General features: G+C 71.9%; 19 protein-coding genes. 10 read left to right on the top strand and 9 right to left on the bottom strand.

From position 1 onward, the window contains the following. Nucleotides 1-81: 81 nt before the first annotated feature. Nucleotides 82-1,074, top strand: a complete 993-nt coding sequence (locus BT341_RS37785; protein ID WP_143168775.1) for a carbohydrate kinase family protein — start codon at nucleotides 82-84, stop codon at nucleotides 1,072-1,074. Between the two features lie 20 nt (nucleotides 1,075-1,094). Here BT341_RS37785 and BT341_RS37780 read toward each other — a convergent pair whose 3' ends face one another. Beyond that, nucleotides 1,095-1,754: an alpha/beta hydrolase gene (locus BT341_RS37780; protein ID WP_072482396.1), complete on the bottom strand. Its 660-nt coding sequence runs from the start codon at nucleotides 1,752-1,754 to the stop codon at nucleotides 1,095-1,097. A 67-nt stretch (nucleotides 1,755-1,821) separates the two neighbouring features. After that, nucleotides 1,822-3,756, bottom strand: a complete 1,935-nt coding sequence (gene asnB, locus BT341_RS37775; RefSeq protein ID WP_072480787.1) for an asparagine synthase (glutamine-hydrolyzing) — start codon at nucleotides 3,754-3,756, stop codon at nucleotides 1,822-1,824. A gap of 184 nt (nucleotides 3,757-3,940) precedes the next feature. Between asnB and ctaC the strand changes: the two genes are divergently transcribed. Together ctaC and BT341_RS37765 are read left to right on the top strand one after the other, a co-directional pair. Continuing rightward, nucleotides 3,941-4,885 (top strand): aa3-type cytochrome oxidase subunit II, encoded by a 945-nt coding sequence (gene ctaC, locus BT341_RS37770; protein ID WP_084743126.1) that lies wholly within the window; start codon nucleotides 3,941-3,943, stop codon nucleotides 4,883-4,885. A gap of 32 nt (nucleotides 4,886-4,917) precedes the next feature. Further along, nucleotides 4,918-5,337 carry a cytochrome c oxidase subunit 4 gene (locus BT341_RS37765; RefSeq protein WP_072480786.1) on the top strand — a complete coding sequence of 140 codons (420 nt, stop codon included), beginning with the start codon at nucleotides 4,918-4,920 and terminating at the stop codon, nucleotides 5,335-5,337. Between the two features lie 55 nt (nucleotides 5,338-5,392). On the opposite strand, the gene BT341_RS37760 is transcribed toward BT341_RS37765, so the two are convergent. Then, the gene (locus BT341_RS37760) at nucleotides 5,393-6,352 is read right to left on the bottom strand and encodes a GlxA family transcriptional regulator (protein WP_072482394.1); all 960 of its coding nucleotides are present in this window, start codon (nucleotides 6,350-6,352) and stop codon (nucleotides 5,393-5,395) included. A gap of 83 nt (nucleotides 6,353-6,435) precedes the next feature. On the opposite strand from BT341_RS37760, the gene BT341_RS37755 reads away from it, so the two are divergent. Beyond that, entirely contained in the window at nucleotides 6,436-7,344 is a 909-nt protein-coding gene (locus BT341_RS37755; protein ID WP_072480785.1) for a DMT family transporter, read from the top strand. Here the strand turns inward: BT341_RS37755 and trpD are convergent. From trpD to BT341_RS37740, 3 genes are all read right to left on the bottom strand, one after another. Further along, entirely contained in the window at nucleotides 7,337-8,371 is a 1,035-nt protein-coding gene (gene trpD / locus BT341_RS37750) for an anthranilate phosphoribosyltransferase (protein WP_072480784.1), read from the bottom strand. The genes BT341_RS37755 and trpD overlap by 8 nt on opposite strands. Before the next feature lie 5 nt (nucleotides 8,372-8,376). Continuing rightward, the gene (locus BT341_RS37745; RefSeq protein WP_072480783.1) at nucleotides 8,377-8,784 is read right to left on the bottom strand and encodes a response regulator; all 408 of its coding nucleotides are present in this window, start codon (nucleotides 8,782-8,784) and stop codon (nucleotides 8,377-8,379) included. A 61-nt stretch (nucleotides 8,785-8,845) separates the two neighbouring features. After that, nucleotides 8,846-9,259 (bottom strand): hypothetical protein, encoded by a 414-nt coding sequence (locus BT341_RS37740; RefSeq protein ID WP_072480782.1) that lies wholly within the window; start codon nucleotides 9,257-9,259, stop codon nucleotides 8,846-8,848. Nucleotides 9,260-9,354: 95 nt separating this feature from the next. On the opposite strand from BT341_RS37740, the gene ctaE reads away from it, so the two are divergent. The 4 genes from ctaE (at nucleotide 9,355) to qcrB (ending at nucleotide 13,685) form a co-directional block, all read left to right on the top strand. After that, nucleotides 9,355-9,978 (top strand): aa3-type cytochrome oxidase subunit III, encoded by a 624-nt coding sequence (ctaE, locus tag BT341_RS37735; RefSeq protein WP_072480781.1) that lies wholly within the window; start codon nucleotides 9,355-9,357, stop codon nucleotides 9,976-9,978. Nucleotides 9,979-10,045: 67 nt separating this feature from the next. After that, the gene (qcrC, locus tag BT341_RS37730) at nucleotides 10,046-10,864 is read left to right on the top strand and encodes a cytochrome bc1 complex diheme cytochrome c subunit (RefSeq protein WP_072480780.1); all 819 of its coding nucleotides are present in this window, start codon (nucleotides 10,046-10,048) and stop codon (nucleotides 10,862-10,864) included. Continuing rightward, entirely contained in the window at nucleotides 10,861-12,015 is a 1,155-nt protein-coding gene (gene qcrA, locus BT341_RS37725; RefSeq protein WP_072480779.1) for a cytochrome bc1 complex Rieske iron-sulfur subunit, read from the top strand. Before qcrC ends, qcrA begins: the two co-directional genes overlap by 4 nt. Then, on the top strand, nucleotides 12,012-13,685 hold the full coding sequence (qcrB, locus tag BT341_RS37720) for a cytochrome bc1 complex cytochrome b subunit (RefSeq protein ID WP_072480778.1): 1,674 nt from the start codon (nucleotides 12,012-12,014) through the stop codon (nucleotides 13,683-13,685). Before qcrA ends, qcrB begins: the two co-directional genes overlap by 4 nt. Nucleotides 13,686-13,742: 57 nt before the next feature. On the opposite strand, the gene BT341_RS37715 is transcribed toward qcrB, so the two are convergent. Then, complete coding sequence (locus BT341_RS37715) at nucleotides 13,743-14,024, bottom strand: Lrp/AsnC family transcriptional regulator (RefSeq protein WP_072480777.1); 282 nt, start codon at nucleotides 14,022-14,024, stop codon at nucleotides 13,743-13,745. 41 nt (nucleotides 14,025-14,065) lie between these two features. After that, on the bottom strand, nucleotides 14,066-14,815 hold the full coding sequence (locus tag BT341_RS37710) for a maleylpyruvate isomerase family mycothiol-dependent enzyme (RefSeq protein WP_072480776.1): 750 nt from the start codon (nucleotides 14,813-14,815) through the stop codon (nucleotides 14,066-14,068). Between the two features lie 44 nt (nucleotides 14,816-14,859). On the opposite strand from BT341_RS37710, the gene BT341_RS37705 reads away from it, so the two are divergent. Then, nucleotides 14,860-15,765 carry a MerR family transcriptional regulator gene (locus tag BT341_RS37705; RefSeq protein ID WP_072480775.1) on the top strand — a complete coding sequence of 302 codons (906 nt, stop codon included), beginning with the start codon at nucleotides 14,860-14,862 and terminating at the stop codon, nucleotides 15,763-15,765. Between the two features lie 311 nt (nucleotides 15,766-16,076). On the opposite strand, the gene BT341_RS37700 is transcribed toward BT341_RS37705, so the two are convergent. Further along, a complete protein-coding gene (locus tag BT341_RS37700; RefSeq protein WP_072480774.1) occupies nucleotides 16,077-17,780 on the bottom strand; it encodes a DEDD exonuclease domain-containing protein in 1,704 nt (567 codons plus the stop codon). A gap of 97 nt (nucleotides 17,781-17,877) precedes the next feature. Here BT341_RS37700 and BT341_RS37695 point away from each other — a divergent pair, with 97 nt between their 5' ends. Further along, complete coding sequence (locus BT341_RS37695) at nucleotides 17,878-19,266, top strand: NYN domain-containing protein (protein ID WP_072480773.1); 1,389 nt, start codon at nucleotides 17,878-17,880, stop codon at nucleotides 19,264-19,266. Nucleotides 19,267-19,275 lie beyond the last annotated feature (9 nt).

Genomic DNA, 19,275 nt, shown 5'->3' with positions numbered 1-19,275 from the left:
GCGCGAACTACCCGGACGGGGCATGACCCGGGGGTAACTTCGCGCCTTTTGCCGTGAGGAAAGAGCACAAAGGAGCAGCCGGTGGCAGACAAAGCCAGGATCGCGGTGTCCGGCAGTATCGCGACCGACCACCTCATGCACTTCCCGGGCCGGTTCGCCGAGCAGCTGGTCGCCGAGCAGCTGCATCGGGTCTCGCTGAGCTTCCTCGCCGACGACCTCGTGGTCCGGCGCGGCGGGATCGGCGCGAACATCGCCTTCGGCCTGGGCGTGCTCGGCGTGCAGCCGGTGCTCGTGGGCGCGGTCGGCGCGGACTTCGCGGACTACCGGTCCTGGCTGGAGCGCCACGGCGTGGACACGTCCGGCGTGCACGTGTCGGAGGTCGCGCACACGGCGCGGTTCGTCTGCACCACCGACGAGGACCTCTGCCAGATCGCGACGTTCTACGCCGGCGCGATGGCCGAGTCCCGCAACATCGAGCTGCAGCCGATCGCCGAGCGCGCCGGCGGGCTGAGCCTGGTGCTGATCAGCCCGGACGACCCCGAGGGCATGATCCGCCACGCCCAGGAGTGCCGCCAGCGCGGCTACCCCTTCGCCGTCGACCCGTCGCAGCAGCTGGCCCGGATGACCGGCGAGCAGGCGCGCGCGTTCGTCGCCGGCGCGAAGTACCTGTTCAGCAACGACTACGAGTGGGAGCTGCTGCTCCAGAAGACCGGCTGGACCGAGGCCGACGTCCTGCAGCAGGTCGGCCTGCGGATCACGACGCTGGGGGAGAAGGGCGTCGAGATCGTCGGCCAGGACGGCCTAGCCCTGCAGATCGGCGCGGTCCCGGAGCGCACGAAGGCCGACCCTACCGGTGTCGGCGACGGCTTCCGCGCGGGCTTCCTGGCGGCCCTCGACGGCGGTCTCGGTGTCGAGCGCGCGGCCCAGCTCGGCTCGCTGATCGCAGTGCTGGTGCTGGAGACGGTCGGCACCCAGGAGTGGACGTTCGACCGCGCGGACGCGCTGGCCCGCATCGGCGACGCCTTCGGCCCCGACGCGGCGGAAGAGATCTCGGCGGTGCTGCCCGCGGCCTGACTCCGCACGGTCGTGGGTGGTCAGCCCGGCCGGCCACCCACGATCAGCCGGGCCAGCTCGGCCGGGCGGGACACGTGCGGGCAGTGCCCGGCGTCGATTCCGAGCGGCTCGAGGCCCAGCCGTTCCCGCGCGGCCCGCGCCATCCACCCCGGCCGGAGCGTGCGGTCGGCGGTGGGCACCACGACCGTCGACGGTATCGACGGCGCCGGTCCCGCCGGCCGGGTGAGCAGCTCGGGTGCAGCGAACAGCCGCAGGGTTCCGTGGGCCCAGGCCCGCGTCCGTTCGTCGCAGTCGTGGAAGAGGAACCGGTCGGCCAGTGCCGGGTCGCGGGTCGGGTCCACGCCGATCCATTCGCGGTGGAACAGCTCCGTGGCGCCCGCCGCGACCTCCTCGGCCAGGCTCCGGCCGCCCGCGAAGTCGGGGATGTACGCGCCCACCCACACCAGCCGCGACGCCCCGAGCGCTTCGCCGATCGCCGGGAGCAGCACCCCGGCGCCGGAGTGCGCGACGACCACCGGCCGCCGCAGCTCCGGCACCTGGCGGCGGACGAGCGCGGGGTAGTCCGGCCCGTCACCGTCGAGGAGATCGACCGGATGCGTCCGGTGACCCGTCAGCTCACGCTCCAGCGGCGCCCAGCCGTCCGGGCCCTGCGTCGTCCCGTGCACCAGCACGAAGTCCACCCCGACCACCCCCTGAAAGCGTCGAAGCCACCCTACGAGCGCAGGGTGGCTTCGACGGGGCGTTCGCTCAGAGCTTGACCGGGTACACCGGCTCGGGCACCTCGGGCTTGATGCGGTGCTCGACGAAGATGCCGTGCCACAGCATGAACACGATCAGCGCCCACAGCTGGCGGCTGCGGTCCAGCTGGCCCGCCTTGTGCTCCTCCAGCAGCGCCAGGATCGCCTTCTTGTCCAGCAGCTCGTCGGTCTTCGAGTCGTTGATGATGCCCTTGGCCCAGTCGTACATCTCGTTGCGCAGCCACAGCCGGATCGGCACCGGGAAGCCGAGCTTGCGCCGGTTCAGCACGTGCGCCGGGATGATCTTGGCCAGCGCCTGGCGCAGCGCGTACTTCGTCGTGCCGTGCGCGAGCTTCTGGTCCAGCGGGATCGACGCCGCGACCTTGAACACCTCGGCGTCGAGGAACGGCACCCGCAGCTCGAGGGAGTTCGCCATGGTCACCTTGTCGGCCTTGACCAGGATGTCGCCGCGCAGCCACGTGTAGAGGTCGACGTGCTGCATGCGGGCCACCGGGTCCCAGCCGCGGGAGACCTCGTACCAGGGCGCCGTGACGTCCTTGAAGCCGACGCCTTCCCGGTAGGTCCGCAGGACCGCGCGCAGCTGGTCGTCGCGGAAGTTGCGGGCGTTGCCGTAGTAGCGGTCCTCCAGCGGCAGCGCGCCGCGGCGGAGCAGGTCCTTGCCGCGGGTGCCCTCGGGGATCTTCGTCGAGACCTTGCCGATGAGGCGGCGCACGCCGCCCGGGATCTTCTCGAACGGCGCCAGCGAGATCGGCTCGTTGTAGATCGTGTAGCCGCCGAACAGCTCGTCCGCCCCTTCACCGGAAAGGACCGCCTTGACGTGCTTGCGGGCCTCGCGGGCGATGAACCACAGCGGGACCAGCGCGGGGTCGGCCACCGGGTCGTCGAGGTACCAGACGATGAGCGGGAGGGCTTCCATCATCTCGTCCGCCGACACGGTCCGGACCACGTGCTGCACGCCGATCGCCGCGGCCGACTCGGCGGCGACGTCGACCTCGGAGTAGCCCTCGCGCTCGAACCCGGTGGTGAACGCGATGAGGTTCGGGTTGTGCTCCTTGGCCAGCGTGGCGGTGGCCGTGGAGTCGATGCCGCCGGAGAGGAACGCGCCGACCGTGACGTCCGGGTCGGAGATCATGTGCTTGCCGACCGAGTCGCGCATCACGTCCGCGATGCGCTGGTACAGCTCCTCGGCCTCGGCCGGCCCGTTGACCGGCTTCGCGGCGAACCGCGGGTGGAAGTAGCGGGTGAACTTCACCTCACCGCCGGGCACCACCTCGAACGACGTGCCGGACTCGACGCGGCGGATCGCGGTGTGCAGCGACTCGGGCTCGGGCACGTACTGCAGGACCAGGTAGTGCTGCAGTGCCTTGCGGTCCAGCTCCTGCGCGACACCGAGGACGTCCGAAAGCTCCAGCAGGCTCTTCTTCTCGCTGGAGAACGCCACACCGCCGGGACCGGCCGAATAGAACAACGGCTTGATGCCGAACGGGTCGCGCGCACCGAACACGCGCTTCTCCTGCGAGTCCCAGATCATGAAGGCGAACATGCCGCGCAGGCGCTTCACCCAGTCGGCGCCCAGGTAGTGGAAGCCGGCGACGATGGCCTCGCCGTCACCCTCGGTCTCGAACTTCGCCCCGTGCTGCTCGGCCAGCTCCGCGCGCAGCTCCTGATAGTTGTAGATCTCGCCGTTGAAGTTCATCGTGTACCGGCCCGGCGCCTCCGGCGGCCCCCAGACCAGCGGCTGGTGCGCGTGCTCGACGTCGATGAAGGCGAGCCGGTTGAAGCCGTAGACGACCTCGGCGTCGGCCCACGTGTCCTGCTCGTCGGGGCCGCGGTGGCGCTGGCAGCGCATGGCCGCGCCGACGGCGTCACGCGCGTTCGCCGCGCCGGTCTCGGTCGCGCAGATCAGTCCAAGCAGGCCGCACACGGGTACTCACACACCTTTAGGGTCTTCTTCGGGCTGGGGAAGTGCCCAGTATGCCGGGCGGACCGTGGCGCGTAACACGCGCGTCGATGGTTACCCCTTGGTCAGCGGAGCGCGCCAACTCGGCTAGGCTCCGCCTGTCACGAAGATCTGTCGTAGGAGGCTCTGGGTGAAAGGGCGAGGCGCAGTGGGACAACCCGAGCGCACCCTGGGGAAGCGGACCTTGCGCGTCGCCGCGCTGGCCGTGCTGGTCGCGCTGACGGCGACGGGCTGCTCCGGCGACGAGATCCTGCGGTTCGGCTGGCCGGTCGGCGTCACGCACCAGGCCGACCAGATGCGCACCCTGTGGACCTGGACCGTGGTGGCGGCGCTGGTCGTCGGCGTCATCGTGTGGGGCCTGATCTTCTGGACCGCGACGTTCCACCGCAAGAAGAAGACCGCCGACGGCGAGCCGGAGGAGCTGCCCCGGCAGTTCCAGTACAACATCCCGCTCGAGCTGTTCACGGTCGTCGTCCCGACGATCATGGTCTGCGTCCTGTTCTTCTTCACCGCGACGACGGAGTCGAAGGTCCTGGACAAGGTGCCCAACCCGGACGTCAAGGTCCAGGTCGTCGCCTTCCAGTGGAACTGGGAGTTCAAGTACGAGGACGCCAACGCGGCCAAGCCCGACGGCAGCGGCCAGGTCAGCACGGTCGGCTCGTCCGGCGAGATCCCGCTGCTGGTGCTCCCGGTCGGCAAGACCATCCAGTACGACCTGGTCTCCACCGACGTGATCCACTCCTTCTGGGTGCCGGAGTTCCACTTCAAGCGGGACGTCATGCCGAACCCGGACAAGAACAACCAGGACAGCTCGTTCCAGAACAAGATCGACCGCGAGGGTTCCTTCGTCGGCCGGTGCGCGGAGCTGTGCGGCACCTACCACTCGGTGATGAACTTCGAGGTCCGGGCGCTGTCGCCGGACAAGTACGACCAGTACATCGCGCTGCGCAAGCAGGTGAACCCGGCCACGGGCCAGACGTTCACCGCGTCCGAGGCGCTGGCGAAGATGAACTGCGGCGTGCTGTGCACCCCACACGCGGTGACCACCCAGCCGTTCAACACCGACCGCACGGCGCGGACCGCGTCCAACTGACGGCCCAGCCGCACAAGGAGTAGGAAGAGACCATGAGGGTCGAAGCCCGCATCTTCTTCATCGTGGCGATCTTCGCCGTGTTCATGGCGGCGGTCTACTGGGTGTGGACCGCGCTGGCCGCGACGCACGGGCCCGAGCCGGTCGGCATCGTCGCGCTGTTCCTGACCGGGGGCCTCGCCTTCCTCGCCGGCAGCTACATGCAGTTCGTCGCCCGCCGCATCGAGCCGCGGCCGGAAGACCGCGAGGACGCCGAGATCAGCGACGGCGCCGGTGAGCTGGGCTTCTTCAGCCCGGGCAGCTACTGGCCCATCGGCATGGCGGCCACCGCGGCGCTCGGTGCCGTGGCGCTGGCGTTCTTCCACATCTGGCTGCTCATCATCGCCCTGGTCGCCCTGCTCATCACGATCGGCGGCCTGGTGTTCGAGTACCACACGGGCCCGTCGCACGAGTGACCCGATGCTCTGCCGGACCGGCCGTCGCGCTTTCGCGCGGCGGCCGGTTCCGCGTTCAGCCCCGGAACGCCGCCCGGTAGGACGACGGGCTCGTGCCACGCAGCCGGGTGAACTGGTGCCGCAACGCGGCCGCCGAAGCGTATCCGCAGGCCACAGCGATGTCCTCGACCGACAGCCTGCCCTCCTCCAGCAGCGCCTGGGCGCGGTCGAGCCGGCGTTCGGTCAGCCAGCGGTGCGGGGTCGTGCCCGTGGCCGCCGAGAACCGGCGCAGGAACGTCCGCTCGCCCAGCCCGCTGCGCCGGGCCAGCTCGGCGACCGTGAACGGCCGGTCCAGCCGCCGTTCGACCCACTCCAGGGCCTCCGCCACCACGGCGTCGTCGGACGCCGCCGTGGCCGGCACCGGCGCCTGCACGAACTGCGCCTGCCCGCCCGCGCGGTGCGGCGCGGCCACCATCCGCCGCGCCAGGGTCGTGGCCGCCGCGACGCCGCGCAGCCGCCGGACCAGATGCAGGCACAGATCGACGGCCGCGACCGTGCCCGCGCTGGTCAGGATGCCGCCGTCGTCGGCGTAGAGCGCCTGCGGGTCCACCTCGGCGGCCGGGAACCGCTGCCGGAACTCCGTTTCGTACACCCAGTGGACCGTGCAGCGGCGGCCGTCGAGCAGACCCGCGTAGCCGAGCGTGAACACGCCCGCGCAGAACCCCGCGACCCAGGCACCGCGCGCGGCCGCGTCGCGCAGGACGTCCAGCACCGGGTCCGGCGGCGGGACGGTCCGCGGCGCGCACGTCGGCACGATCAGCAGGTCGGCTCCGGCCGCGTAGTCCAGGTCCCGCAGGCCGGAGAGCCCGAACCCGGACCAGCTCTCGACGGCGTCGCCGCCCGGCGAGCACACGCCGAAGTCCCAGCCCCCGATGCCGTCGGCGCTGCGGTCGGTGCCGAACACCTCGCACGCGACGCCCAGCTCGAACGGCGAAACCTTGTCGGCGAGCACCACCGCGACCCGGTTGACGTCCATGTCCGCCAGCATGTCACAAGTTTTGCGGTCGTTGTCATCTCTGACACTGGTCGGCCGGGGCGCGGGCGACGAACCTGGTCGGCATGACGAACTCCGAAACCCGCCCGCTGCTGCAGTGGTCGGCGGCGATGGCGATGTCCGGCACGATCGGCGCGGTCGTCCTCGAGAGCGGCGCGGCCGCCCCCGCCGTCGCGTTCGCCCGCTGCTTCGTCGGTGGCGCGTTGCTGGTGCTGTGGTGCCTCTCCCGTTGCTGGCTGCAGGCCTGGCGGCCATCGCGGCGCGACCTCGGGCTCGCGGTCCTCGGCGGGCTGTTCCTGGTCGGCAACTGGGTCCTGCTGTTCGCGTCGTACGCGCTGTCCTCGATCTCGGTCAGCACGGTGGTCTACCACACGCAGCCGCTGATCCTGGTGGGCCTGGCGGCGGCGTTCCTCGGCGAGAAGGTCGCGAAGAGCCACCTGGCGCGGGCCGCGGTCGCGTTCGGCGGGGTGGCGCTGATCTCACTGTCGGCCCACGGCGAGGACGGCAAACCGGTCCAGCTGGCCGGAATCGGCCTGGCCCTCGGCGCGGCGGTGCTCTACGCCGGCGCGTCGTTCGTGGCGAAGCAGCTCAAGCACGTCCGCCCGCACCTGCTCGCGGCCGTCCAGACGACGGTCGGCGCGGTCGTGCTGGCGCCGGTGCTGCTGGTCACGCCGCTGCCGTCGGCGCCGTCGGGACTGCTGTGGCTGGTGCTGCTCGGCACCGTCCACACGGCACTGATGTACGTGCTGATGTACGCGAGCATCGGCAAGCTGCCGACGACCACCGTGGCGTTGCTCTCGTACCTGTACCCGGTGGTGGCGGTGCTGGTGGACATCGCCTGCTACGGCCACCGTCCCAGCTGGGCCGAGGGGCTGGGCATGCTCGCGGTGCTGGCCGCCGCGCTGGCGCCCCAGCGCGGCCGGCGGCCCGCTGCCGCCCGGGCCGGCGAGCCGCAGCCGGAACGGGTCAGCTGAACGCGATCCAGCGGTCCAGCAACGCGGCCGCGGCGCCCGAGTCGATCGCCTCGGCCGCCTTCGCGAGGCCCGCTCGCAGGTCGTCCTCCAGGGACGCCGAGAAGCCCGTGAACGCCGCCAGCGCCGCCGCCGCGTTGATCAGGACCGCGTCGCGGACCGGGCCCGGCTTGCCGCCTACCAGCTCCCGGACCACTTCCGCGTTCGCCGCCGCGTCGCCGCCGCGCAGGTCGTCCGCCGTGGCGCGGGGGATGCCCAGGTCCGCCGGGTCCAGCGGGCGTTCGGTCACCGTGCCGCCCGAGACGACCCACACCGTCGACGTCGTCGTCGTGGTGATCTCGTCGAGGCCGTCGTCGCCGCGGACGACCAGCGCGGTCGTCCCGCGGCGGGCGAACACCTCCGCCAGCACCCGCGTCTTGTCCTCGTACGCGCAGCCGATCAGCGCGCTGCCCGGCTGGGCCGGGTTGGTCAGCGGGCCGAGCAGGTTGAACGTCGTCGGGATGCCGAGCTCGCCGCGCACCGGGCCCGCGTGCCGCAGCGCCGGGTGGAACGCCGAGGCCAGGAAGAACCCGACGCCGACCTCGGAAAGGCAGCGCCGGACGTCCTCCGGCGGCAGGCTGATCGTGACGCCGAGCGCTTCCAGCACGTCCGCCGCGCCGGACTTCGACGACGCGCTGCGGTTGCCGTGCTTGGCCACCGGCGCGCCGGCCGCGGCCGTGACGATCGTCGCCATCGTCGAGATGTTCACCGAGTTCGAGCCGTCGCCGCCGGTGCCGACGATGTCGACCGCCGGGCGGTCCAGCTCGACGCGCCGGGCGTGGGCCAGCATCGTGGCCGCCATGCCGGCGATCTCCGACGGCGTCTCGCCCTTGGCCCGCAGCGCCACCGCGAACCCGGCGATCCGGGCGGGGCTCGCCGCGCCGCTCATGATCTGGTCCATCGCCCACGCCGTGTCCTCCTCGGACAGGTCGACGCGGGCGACGAGCTGCTTGAGCAGCGGCGGCCAGGTGCGGGGGACCGGGGTGGCCACCGGGCTCAGCCGTTCACGACGGGGACCCGTCGCGCGCGCAGCACGTCGGCGACGGTCTCCGCGGCGGTCAGCGGGTCCAGCGGGTGCACCAGCACGGCGTCCGCCTGCGACCACGTCGCCAGCCACCGGTCGTCCTTGCGCCGCACGGCGACCACGATCGGGGGGCAGTCGGCGATTTCGCTCTTGAGCTGGCGGCAGAGGCCGATGCCGCCGGTCGGCTGCGCCTCGCCGTCGAGGATCGCCAGGTCGACGTGGCCCTCGTCCACCTCGGACAGCACGTCGGCGATGCCGGCCGCCTCGACGTACTCCACGCGCCCCAGGTCCGCCGCCGGGCGGCGGCCGACGGCGTTCACGATCGCCTCGCGCACCTCCGGCTTGTGGCTGAACACCAGGACCCGCATCGACTCGCCCATTGAGCACGCCTCCGTCTTCTCCACCACGCGTCTGAGGCGATCGTATCGGCCGAGACCGACATCACGCGGTCGGCTCCGGCTGGAGCGCGTCCCAGCCGAGCGCGTCGCCGCCCAATCGCTGCGCGAGGCCCGCCATCCGGGACCGTTCCTGGGCGCAGTGCAGCGCGTCGAGCACCTGGACCCGGACCGCGAGCACGCGCGTCAGATCTCCCGAAGCGGCCTGTTCGCGCAGGTCGTAGCCGTCCTGGGCGAGGATCGACGCCGCCTCGGCGAGCCGGCCCGCCGGCAGGAGCAGGTGGTGCCGCAGGACGGCCGGTGCCGTGCTGACCCAGCCGGGTGAACCGGCGAGGACGGCCGAGTCGGCGACGACCGGGTCGAAGGCTTCGGCGACGATCTTCAACCCGGGCGTATCGGGCGTGAGAGCGGCGGTTTCGCGCTTCTTGACCAGGTCACGCAGCCGGTCGAGTAAACCCATGAGTAACGCTCACCTTCCCGGGCATCCGGTGTGATCGGTTACGCAGACGACCCGCCGTGGACCCACCCGGCGGAGCGGTGGTGCGAGAGGACATAATGCGACGCGTGACAACGGCAGCTCCCACCATCAGTCAGCGGGTCCACTCGCTGAACCGGCCGAACATGGTCAGTGTCGGCACCATCGTGTGGCTTTCCAGCGAGCTGATGTTCTTCGCCGGACTGTTCGCGATGTTCTTCACCGTCAAGGCGCAGAACTCGTCCGGCCAGTGGCCGCCGCCGCTGCACGGCGAGGAGTTCCACCTCAACGTGGCGTACGCGATCCCCTTCACGGTGATCCTCGTGCTGTCCTCGCTGACCTGCCAGTTCGGCGTGTTCGCCGCCGAGCGTGGCGACGTCTACGGGCTGCGCCGCTGGTACATCGTCACGTTGATCATGGGCGCGATCTTCGTCGCCGGCCAGGGCAACGAGTACCACAACCTGGTGGAAGAGGGGATGACGATCCCGTCCGGCCCGTTCGGCACGGTCTTCTACCTCGCCACCGGGTTCCACGGCCTGCACGTCATCGGCGGGCTCATCGCCTTCGTCTACCTGCTCATCCGCACGAAACTGAGCAAGTTCACGCCCGCCCAGGCCACGTCGGCGATCGTCGTGTCCTACTACTGGCACTTCGTCGACATCGTGTGGGTCGGCCTGTTCGGTGTGATCTACCTCCTCCCGTGAGGGGCCGCACGCCCAGCCGCCACCACCTTCACCATCGGCCTGAACTGACAGCAAGGGTTGCCGCAAGATGACCACCAGCACCAAGTCCTCGGAGCGCCGCTACCGCGCGCGGTCGAAGCTGCGGAGGCGGTTCGCCGGCCTGCTCGCGCTCGGTATCGCGCTGGTGGGCGCCGGCGCCCTGTACGCCGTGTTCGCCCCGGAGCCGCAGACCGCGCAGGCCCAGGGCACGCCGGCGCAGCTGCGCCTCGGCGAGCAGGTCTACAACAACACCTGCATCGCCTGCCACGGCGCGAACCTCGAGGGCGTGCAGGACCGCGGGCCGAGCCTGATCGGCATCGGCGACGCCGCGGTGTACTTCCAGACCTCTTCGGGCCGCATGCCGGCGTCGCGCCAGGAGGCGCAGATCGAGCGCAAGCCGCCGAAGCTGACCGAGGCCGAGATCGACGCGGTCGGCGCCTACATCCAGGCGCACGGCGGCGGCGTCCAGCGGCCCGCGGAGAAGGGCGAGGCCCTGCGCGGGTCCGACCCGGCCCGCGGTGGCGAGCTGTTCCGCCTCAACTGCGCGTCGTGCCACAACTTCACCGGCCGCGGCGGCGCGCTGTCGGCGGGCAAGTACGCGCCGAACCTGGACCCGGCCAGCGAAGAGCAGATCTACACGGCCATGCTCACCGGGCCGCAGAACATGCCGAAGTTCTCCGACCGGCAGCTGTCGCCGGAGGAGAAGAAGGACATCGTCGCCTACGTGAAGTCGGTGTCGGACGGCAACAATGACCCGGGTGGGAACGGCCTCGGCGGGGTCGGCCCCGCTTCGGAGGGCGTGGTCGCCTTTATCGTCGGGATCGCCGCGCTGATCGGCGTGACGTTGTGGATTGGATCGAAGGCATGAGTGCCGAGGGGCCGAAGCCGCCGACGGAGGCGGAGCTGGCTGAGATGGACCGGGACCAGCTGCTCAAGCTGGGCGGGCAGCTCGACGGCGTCGAGATCGTCGAGTACCCGACGCCGTGGCCCGTGGAGGGCACCCGGGCGGAGAAGCGGGCCGAGCGCCTGGTCGCGTTCTGGTTCGGCCTGTCCGCGCTGGCCGGGATCGGGTTCGTCGTCTCGCTCATCTGGTGGCCGTGGCAGTACGAGGCGCCGGACAACGAGAGCGCGCACTTCTGGTACAGCCTCTACACCCCGATGCTCGGCATCACGCTCGGCCTGGCCATCCTCGGCCTCGGCATCGGCGTGATCCTGTACACGAAGAAGTTCGTGCCCGCCGAGGTCGCGGTGCAGGAGCGCCACGACGGTGAGGGCAAGGGGTCGGCCGAGGTCGACCGCGCGACGATCCTCGCGCACCTGGCCGACGCCGGGAACCGCAGCACCATCGCCCGCCGGTCGCTGATCAAGCGCTCGGCGATCGCCGGGGCCGGCGCGCTCGGCCTCGCGGCCGCCGCGCTGCCGATCGCGTCCTTCATCAAGAACCCGTGGAAGGAAAGCGACACCCGGGCGTCCCTGTGGCACACCGGCTGGAAGCCGAACTTCCCCGGCGAGAAGGTCTACCTGCGCCGCAACACCGGCAAGCCGCTGGAGGAGGGCGAGGAGGTCAGCCTGGTCAAGGCCGAGGACCTCGACGCCGGCGCGATGGAAACGGTCTTCCCGTACCGCGAGTCCGAAAAGGGCAACCCGGAGGCGCTGGCCGCGGCGCTGACCCGCGTCGACAACCCGGTCATGCTGATCCGCCTCCGCCCGACCGACGCCGCCCGCGTCGTCAAGCGGGCCGGCCAGGAGGACTTCAACTTCGGCGACTACTACGCGTACACGAAGATCTGCAGCCACGTCGGCTGCCCGACCTCGCTGTACGAGCAGCGGACCAACCGCATCCTGTGCCCGTGCCACCAGTCGCAGTTCGACGCCCTCCACTACGCCAAGCCGATCTTCGGCCCGGCGACCCGTCCGCTGGCCCAGCTACCGATCACGGTGGACGAAGAGGGATACTTGATCGCGCGAGGCGACTTCATCGAGGCCATCGGTCCGGCCTTTTGGGAGCGTAAGTCATGAGTTCACTCACCACGCCGACCAAGGGCTCGAGCGCCGTCGAGCGGCACCTGGGCGAGGCCGCGAACAACGCCGACCAGCGGTACCACCTGGCCAAGGGCCTGCGGCACCAGATGAACAAGGTGTTCCCGACCCACTGGTCGTTCCTGCTGGGCGAGATCGCGCTCTACAGCTTCATCATCCTGCTGCTGACCGGCGTGTACCTGACGCTGTTCTTCGACCCCTCCATGCAGGAGGTCATCTACCACGGCAGCTTCAAGAACATGCAGGGCCTGCCGATGTCGCGGGCCTTCGCGACCACGCTGGACCTGTCGTTCGACGTGCGCGGCGGCCTGTTCATGCGGCAGCTGCACCACTGGGCGGCGCTGATCTTCGTGGCGTCGATGGCCGTGCACATGCTCCGGATCTTCTTCACCGGCGCCTTCCGGCGGCCGCGTGAGGCGAACTGGGTGATCGGCGGCCTGCTGCTGATCCTGGGCTGCTTCGAGGGCTTCTTCGGCTACTCGCTGCCGGACGACCTGCTGTCCGGTACCGGTATCCGCGCGACCCTGTCGGGCATCGTGCTCTCGGTGCCGGTGATCGGCACCTGGATCCACTGGGCGCTCTTCGGCGGCGAGTTCCCCGGCGACCAGATCATCCCGCGCCTGTACACGCTGCACATCCTGCTGGTGCCGGGCATCATGCTCGCGCTGGTCGGGGCGCACCTGGCGCTGGTCTGGTACCAGAAGCACACGCAGTTCCCGGGCGTGCGCCGCAAGGAGACGAACGTCGTCGGCGTCCGGATCATGCCGTACTTCGCGCTCAAGGGCGGGGCGTTCTTCACCCTGGTCGTGGGCGTGCTGGCGCTGATGTCGGGCCTGTTCCAGATCAACCCGGTGTGGAACTTCGGGCCGTACAACCCGGCGCAGGTGTCGGCGGGTTCGCAGCCCGACTGGTACATGGCCTGGGCCGACGGCATGCTGCGCATCTGGCCGGCGTGGGAGGTCTACCTCGGGAACTACACGATCCCGGCGGTGTTCTTCCCGGGCGCGATCGGCATGCCGATCCTGTTCGGCCTGCTGCTCGGCTACCCGTTCATCGAGCGGAAGCTGTCCAAGGACACCGCGCACCACAACCTGCTCCAGCGGCCGCGTGACGCACCGGTCCGCACGGCGCTGGGCGCGATGGCGCTGGGCTTCTTCATGGTCATCGAGCTGTCGGGCTTCAACGACATCATCGCCGACCAGTTCGACATCTCGCTCAACGCGACGACCTGGGCGGGCCGCATCGGCGTGCTGATCGTGCCGCCGCTGGCGTACTACTTCACCTACCGGATCTGCCTCGGCCTGCAGCGGGCCGACCGCGAGGTGCTGGAGCACGGCGTCGAGACCGGCATCATCAAGCGGCTGCCGCACGGTGAGTTCATCGAGATCCACCAGCCGCTGGGTGGCGTCGACAGCCACGGCCACGCGATCCCGCTCGAGTACCAGGGCGCTTCGGTGCCGAAGAAGATGAACAAGTTGGGCTCGGCCGGTCAGGCCGTGCCGGGCACGCTCTGGTCGCCGGACCCGGCCGAAGAGACCGCCGCGCTGCAGCGGGCCCACCACGGCAACGGGCACGGCAACGGCCACGTCGAGCAGGGCGAGCCGGGCGAGTTCGAGAGCGTCGAGACCGCGAAGCGCGCGGAACACTAGCTCCACGCGAAGAAGGCCACCTCCGGATCCGGAGGTGGCCTTCTTTCTGTGTCTCGGTCAGTCTTCGACGCCGATGGCGAAGGCCGACTCCGTGTCGGCGCGCGAGTAGGACCGGAACGCGATGTGCGTGACGGTGTCGAGCACACCCGGCACCTTCCCGATCCGGCCGGGGATGAGGTCGGCCAGCTCTTCGTGCGCGGACACCTTGACGGTGGCGATGAGGTCGACGTCCCCGGCGCACGAGTAGACCTCGCCGACGCCGTCGATGTCGGCGATCGCCTGCGCCGCGTCCGGGATCGCGTCCGCCTCTACCTGGATCAGCACGATCGCGGTGATCACCTGGGTCCTCCAAGACTCGTCTGCGGGGGTCGCCCGCGATCCTAGGCCGCGGTGTGCCCCAGCCAGTGTTCGGCCAGGCCACGGTCGCCGGTGACGGTGACGCGGTCCAGCGGCAACCGGCGGGTGAAGACGAGCAGCAGGTCCTGGAGAGGCCCGCTGAGGGTGACGTCGGCGGTGCCCGCGGCGCGGGTCCACGCGACGCCGTCCGGGGTGCGGGTGATCAGCCAGCCGTCGCCGTCGCCGTCGCTGTCGCCGCCGGCGAGGCGGAGGGTCTGGCCGGTGCCGCGCAGCTCGGCGAAGGCCGGGTTGAGGCTCGCGGTGACCGGGTCGGACAGGACGTCCAGCCACTCGCTGATGGCGTCGGCGGCCAGGTCGGGCGCGACGGTGAAGGCGGCGCCGGTGGCGAGGGCGGCGTCGGCGTGGTGGATCGTGGTGTCGTGGAGCATCCGGCGCAGCCAGAACCGCGCCGGCTGCTCGCCGAAGAACGTCCAGACCGGCGTTTCGCCGGCGTCCAGTGCGGCCTTGGTCAGGTCCTCGGCGCCGTCCCGCAGCCAGGCGGCCCATTCGTCTGGAGTGCCCGGGTCGGCGTCGCGCGGGTCGGGGACGGGTGCCGGGCCGGACCGGACGATGTCGGCGGACCAGCGGTGGGCTTGCCCGATGTGCCCGACGAGGACCCGCAGCGGCCAGTCGGGGCAGGTGGGGACGCGGGTGTCCGGGTCGGCGCCGGCCACGGTGGTGGCGAAGGCGGCGGTGCGGTCGAGCAGTGCCTCGGCGAGTCTGGTGCTGTGCATGGCCGTACCGTAGGAGTTCCACCCGGCTGGAGGTTCGACGGAAGGTGACCGAGGACACACTGGGCATCGGCGACCTGGCGCGGCGGACGGGGGTGCCGGTCCGCACGATCCGCTTCTACTGCGACGAGGGCCTGCTGGAGCCGGCACGCAGCACCGGAGGCCACCGCAGGTTCGACCGGGCGGCGGTCGACCGGCTGACGACGGTCCGGCGGCTGCGCGGGCTCGGTCTGGGCCTGCGTTCGATCACCGACGTCGTCGACGGCCGCCGGTCGCTGGACGAGGTGGTGGCGGCCGAGCGGACGGCCCTGGACCGCGAAGTGGCCACGCTGGCTTGGCGGCGTTCGGCGCTGCGTGCGGTCGAAGAGGCGGCACCGGCCGACCGAGCGACCCGGCTGGAGCTGCTCTCGGCGGTGCAGGACGGATACTCGGCGCACGACACGCTGGTCCGCCTGTGGCGCCCGATGACGACGGGAGAGCTCCCGCCGGAGACGGTCCGCATGTTCCTGGACATCAGCGCACCGACGCCGCCGGAGCACCCGACAACGGCACAGGTGGTGGCGTACGCGTCGCTGGTACTGCTGGCGGCCGACCGCACGCTGGCGGCGCACGTGCGGGCGAGCACGCTGGCGGGACACGACCGCATCGCGGACCTGGGCGAGCTGCACGCCGACGTGGGGGAGGCGTGCGTGCTGGCGTCGCCGGAGGTGGCGGCGGGGGCGGCGCCGGCACCGGGGCCGGCGTTGGACAGGTTCGTGGCAGCCCACGCGACGGCGTGGGGCCGCGAGGACGACCTGGAGTTCCGCCGGGCGTTGAACGACCGGACGGCCCCGGACCGTGACCCGAGGCTGCGCCGTTACTGGCACCTGGCGGGCGAGGTGACGGGAGAGCGGGCCCCGATCGGGATGACGCACACGTGGCTGCTGGACGCGCTGGACCGCTCGCTCAGCTGACCCGCGGGGCTGCGGCGCCCCTCGGGCCTTCGCGCTGGCGCAGGTGGCTGGCCGCCCCTCGGGCCGAGCCGCCTCCGGCTGATCCGGCCGCAGCCCACCCGCCGCCCTCGACCGCCTTTCCCAGGCCCGACCCTCCGGCCCCAGGGGCGGATTCGCCCCCTCCCGATCCCAGGACCCCGGGCCCACCCTGCCCGACCTGCCTTGGGCCGACCTGCCTTGGGCCGACCTGCCTTGGGCCGACCTGCCTTGGGCCGACCTGCCCCGCCCAACCCGCCCCGCCCAACCGGCCCCGACCGAACCCGCGCCCCGACTCAGCCCACGTGCTCCAGGGAATGCGCGGTGGACACCAGCTCCAGCCAGCCCTGCCACCCGGCCACGGCCGCGGGCTCGGCCCACGGTCTCGTCGTCCGCACCAGCCGCACCCCCGGCCGCGCCAGCCAGCGCAGCAGCACTCCCACCTCCTCCGGCGGCGCCCCGTGCAACGGACCGGGCTCCGGCAGCACCGTCTCCGCCGACGCCACCAGCGCCTCCACCACCGGCATCGGCGGCACTCCGCGCCGGGCCACGCCCGCCGATGCCAAACGGCCGTAGCGGATCACCGACAGCTCCCAGCCTCCGTTGCCGTCCGGGGCCGCCGCGATCAGCTCCGCGATCGCCGCCAGTGCTGCCTGGCGGTGGGCTCGGCCCAGCGCCCGGATCAGGGCCGCCAGCTCGTCGCGGTGGCGGGCCGCCTGCTCGTAGTGCCGGCCCTGCGCCAGGCGCTCGACCTGAGCCGCCGCCACGTGCAGCGGGCGGCCGTCCACGCCCGCGATCAGCCCTGACACCGACTCGACCGCCGGGACGTACGCCGCCACGCTCTGCCGTCCCGCGCACGGGGCTCCGCAGCGGCCCAGCTCCGCCAGCACGCACGGGGTCCCGTTCGGCGACTTCGGCGAGATCCGCTGCGTGCACGTCCGCAGCCCCGACGCGCCCGCCAGCGTGTCCGCCGTCGCCTTCGCGTCCGCCTGGTTGCGGAACGGGCCCAGCACCCCCGGCCGCGGCAGGCGCACCACCGACAGCCGGGGGAACGCTTCGTCCGTCAGCCCGATCCACCAGCCCTGGTGCCGGTTCTTCGACCGCCGGTTGTACGCCGGCCGGTGCGCCGCGATCAGCCGCAGCTCCCGCACCTCCGCCTCCAGCGCGTGCGCGCACACCACGTGGTCGACGCGCTCGGCCAGCGCCACCATCTCCCGGATCCGGCTCCGCCCCTCCGAGCCCGTGAAGTACTGCCGCACGCGCCGCCGCAGGTCCTTCGCCGTGCCGACGTACAGGACCTCTTCCTTCGGCCCGCGGAACAGGTAGACGCCCGGCGCCGACGGCAGGTCCGCCGCCAGGTGCCGCTTCGCGCGCTGCGCCACCGTGACCTCGGGCAGGTAGCCCATCAGCTCCTCGAGCGAATGGACGCCCAGGTTGCCGACGCGCTCCAGCAGCCCGTGCAGCACGTCGACCGTCGCGCGGGCGTCGTCGAGCGCCCGGTGCGTCGGCCGCGTCCGCGCGCCGAACAGCAGCGCCAGCGCCGTCAGGTTGTAGCGCCCGACCTCGTCGCGAGGTACGACGCGCCGCGCCAGCCGGGCCGTGCACACCACCGTCAGCTTCGGCCACGCGTACCCGTGTGCTTCGCAGGCCGCCCGCATGTGCGAGGTGTCGAACCCCGAGTTGTGCGCGACCAGCACCGACCCGGCGATGAACTCCAGGAACGCCGGCAGCACCTCCTCGATCGGCGGCGCGTCGTACACCATCGCCTGGGTGATCCCCGTCAGCGAGACGATCTGGGGCGGGATGGTCTTGCCCGGGTTCACCAGGGTCGCGAACTCGCCCAGCACCTCGCCGCCGTGCACCTTCACCGCGCCGATCTCGGTGATCTCCGACGCACCCGGCCCGGCCCCGGTGGTCTCGAGGTCGAAGACGACGAAAGTCGTGTCCCGCAACGGGGTTCCGAGCTCGTCGAAGGCGAGCTGTGCCTGGGTCGAACGCATGAGCGGGACTGTAGGGGCGACCACCGACAGTTTCCGCGCGTGGCCGGTCCGTGTGCCGCGCGGGGCGCGATGCGGGGGCGGGGCCTACCCTGGACCAATGCACCCGCAGCCGCTCGTGCCGGAGCCGCCCGAGGACCTCACCGGTCCGTCGGGCGTCGTGTCGCGCCCCGAGCAGGCTGACGAGGCCGCCGGCCACCCCGATCCGGTGACGTGGCCGTCGCTGCCCGAGCCGGTCCGCGACCGCATCGCCGAGCTCGCCGCGGCCGCCGTCGCCAAGCTGCCGGCCACCGACGTGCCGCGCCAGCTGCGGCCGGTCGCCAAGTTCGCCCCGGCCAAGCGCGCCAAGCTGGGCGGCGCCGCGCTGCTCGCCGCGCTCGGCGAGTCGGCCCAGTTCCGCACCGCGGTCATCGAATGGCTGCGCGAGCACCGCACCGACGCCCTCGACCCGAACGCCGCCGACTCCGTCGCCGCCGCGGCCGCCGCCGTCCTGCTCGGCGAGTCCGGGGCCGCCGGGCGCGTCCGTCTCGTCGCCAAGAACGCCGAGGAAAACGCCCTGCGGGCGGAACGCGACGCCGCGCTCGCCCGCAACCAGCGCCTCGAAGCCGAACTCGCCCAGGTGCGCGCTGAGCTCGCCGAAGCCAAGAAGGCGGCGGAGAACGCCCGTGGCGAGCGGGAAGGCGAAGTCGAGAAGCTCCTGAAGCGCCTTCGCGAGCAAGGTGTCCAGCTGCGCCAGGCGAAGGACGCGGCTGAAGCAGCTTCGGCCGAGGCAGCGCGCGGGTCCGCCGCCCGCGCCGACGAGATCGCCGCCCTCACCGCCCAGCTGGAACGTGAACGCCAGCGCGTCGCCAACGAGCGTGCCCGTGCCGAACGCGCGGTGGCCGACGCGGAGATCGCGCGTCAGTCCGCTCGCGAGGCTCGCGAAGCCGACGAAGTGCGGCTCGCCCTGCTCGTCGACACCATCGACGGCGCCGTCAGCGGCCTGCGCCGCGAGCTGGCCCTCGGCGCCCGCGGGGCGCGGCCGGCGGACATGGTCCGCGGCGCGAGCACCGGCACGGGCCAGGGCGGCAAGATCGCCGACGTGTCCACGTTGGACCGCTACCTCGCGCTGCCCAACGTGCACCTGATCGTCGACGGCTACAACGTCACCAAGACCGGCTACCCCGAGCTGGCGCTGGCCGACCAGCGCGACCGGCTGATCCACCAGCTGTCCGCGCTCGCCGCGCGCACCTCCGCCGAGGTGACGGTGGTCTTCGACGGCGCGGGCGTGCTCTCGGTGCCGGCGTCGGTGCCGCGCGGGGTGCGGGTGCTGTTCTCCGACCGCGGGGTCCTCGCCGACGACGTGATCCGCAACCTCGTCGCGGCCGAGCCCGCGGGCCGCCCGATGGTCGTGGCGACCTCGGACCGGGCCGTCGCGGACTCGGTGCGGGGCAGCGGCGCCCACCCGGCACCGTCCGCGGTGCTGGTCAGCCGCCTGTCGCGGGTCTGACCGGAGCCC

This window comes from Amycolatopsis australiensis (assembly GCF_900119165.1).
In the GTDB taxonomy this organism is placed as follows: Bacteria; Actinomycetota; Actinomycetes; order Mycobacteriales; family Pseudonocardiaceae; genus Amycolatopsis; species Amycolatopsis australiensis.
Note: the sequence above shows the minus strand (reverse complement) of the source record. Positions and strands in the feature narration are given on the sequence as shown.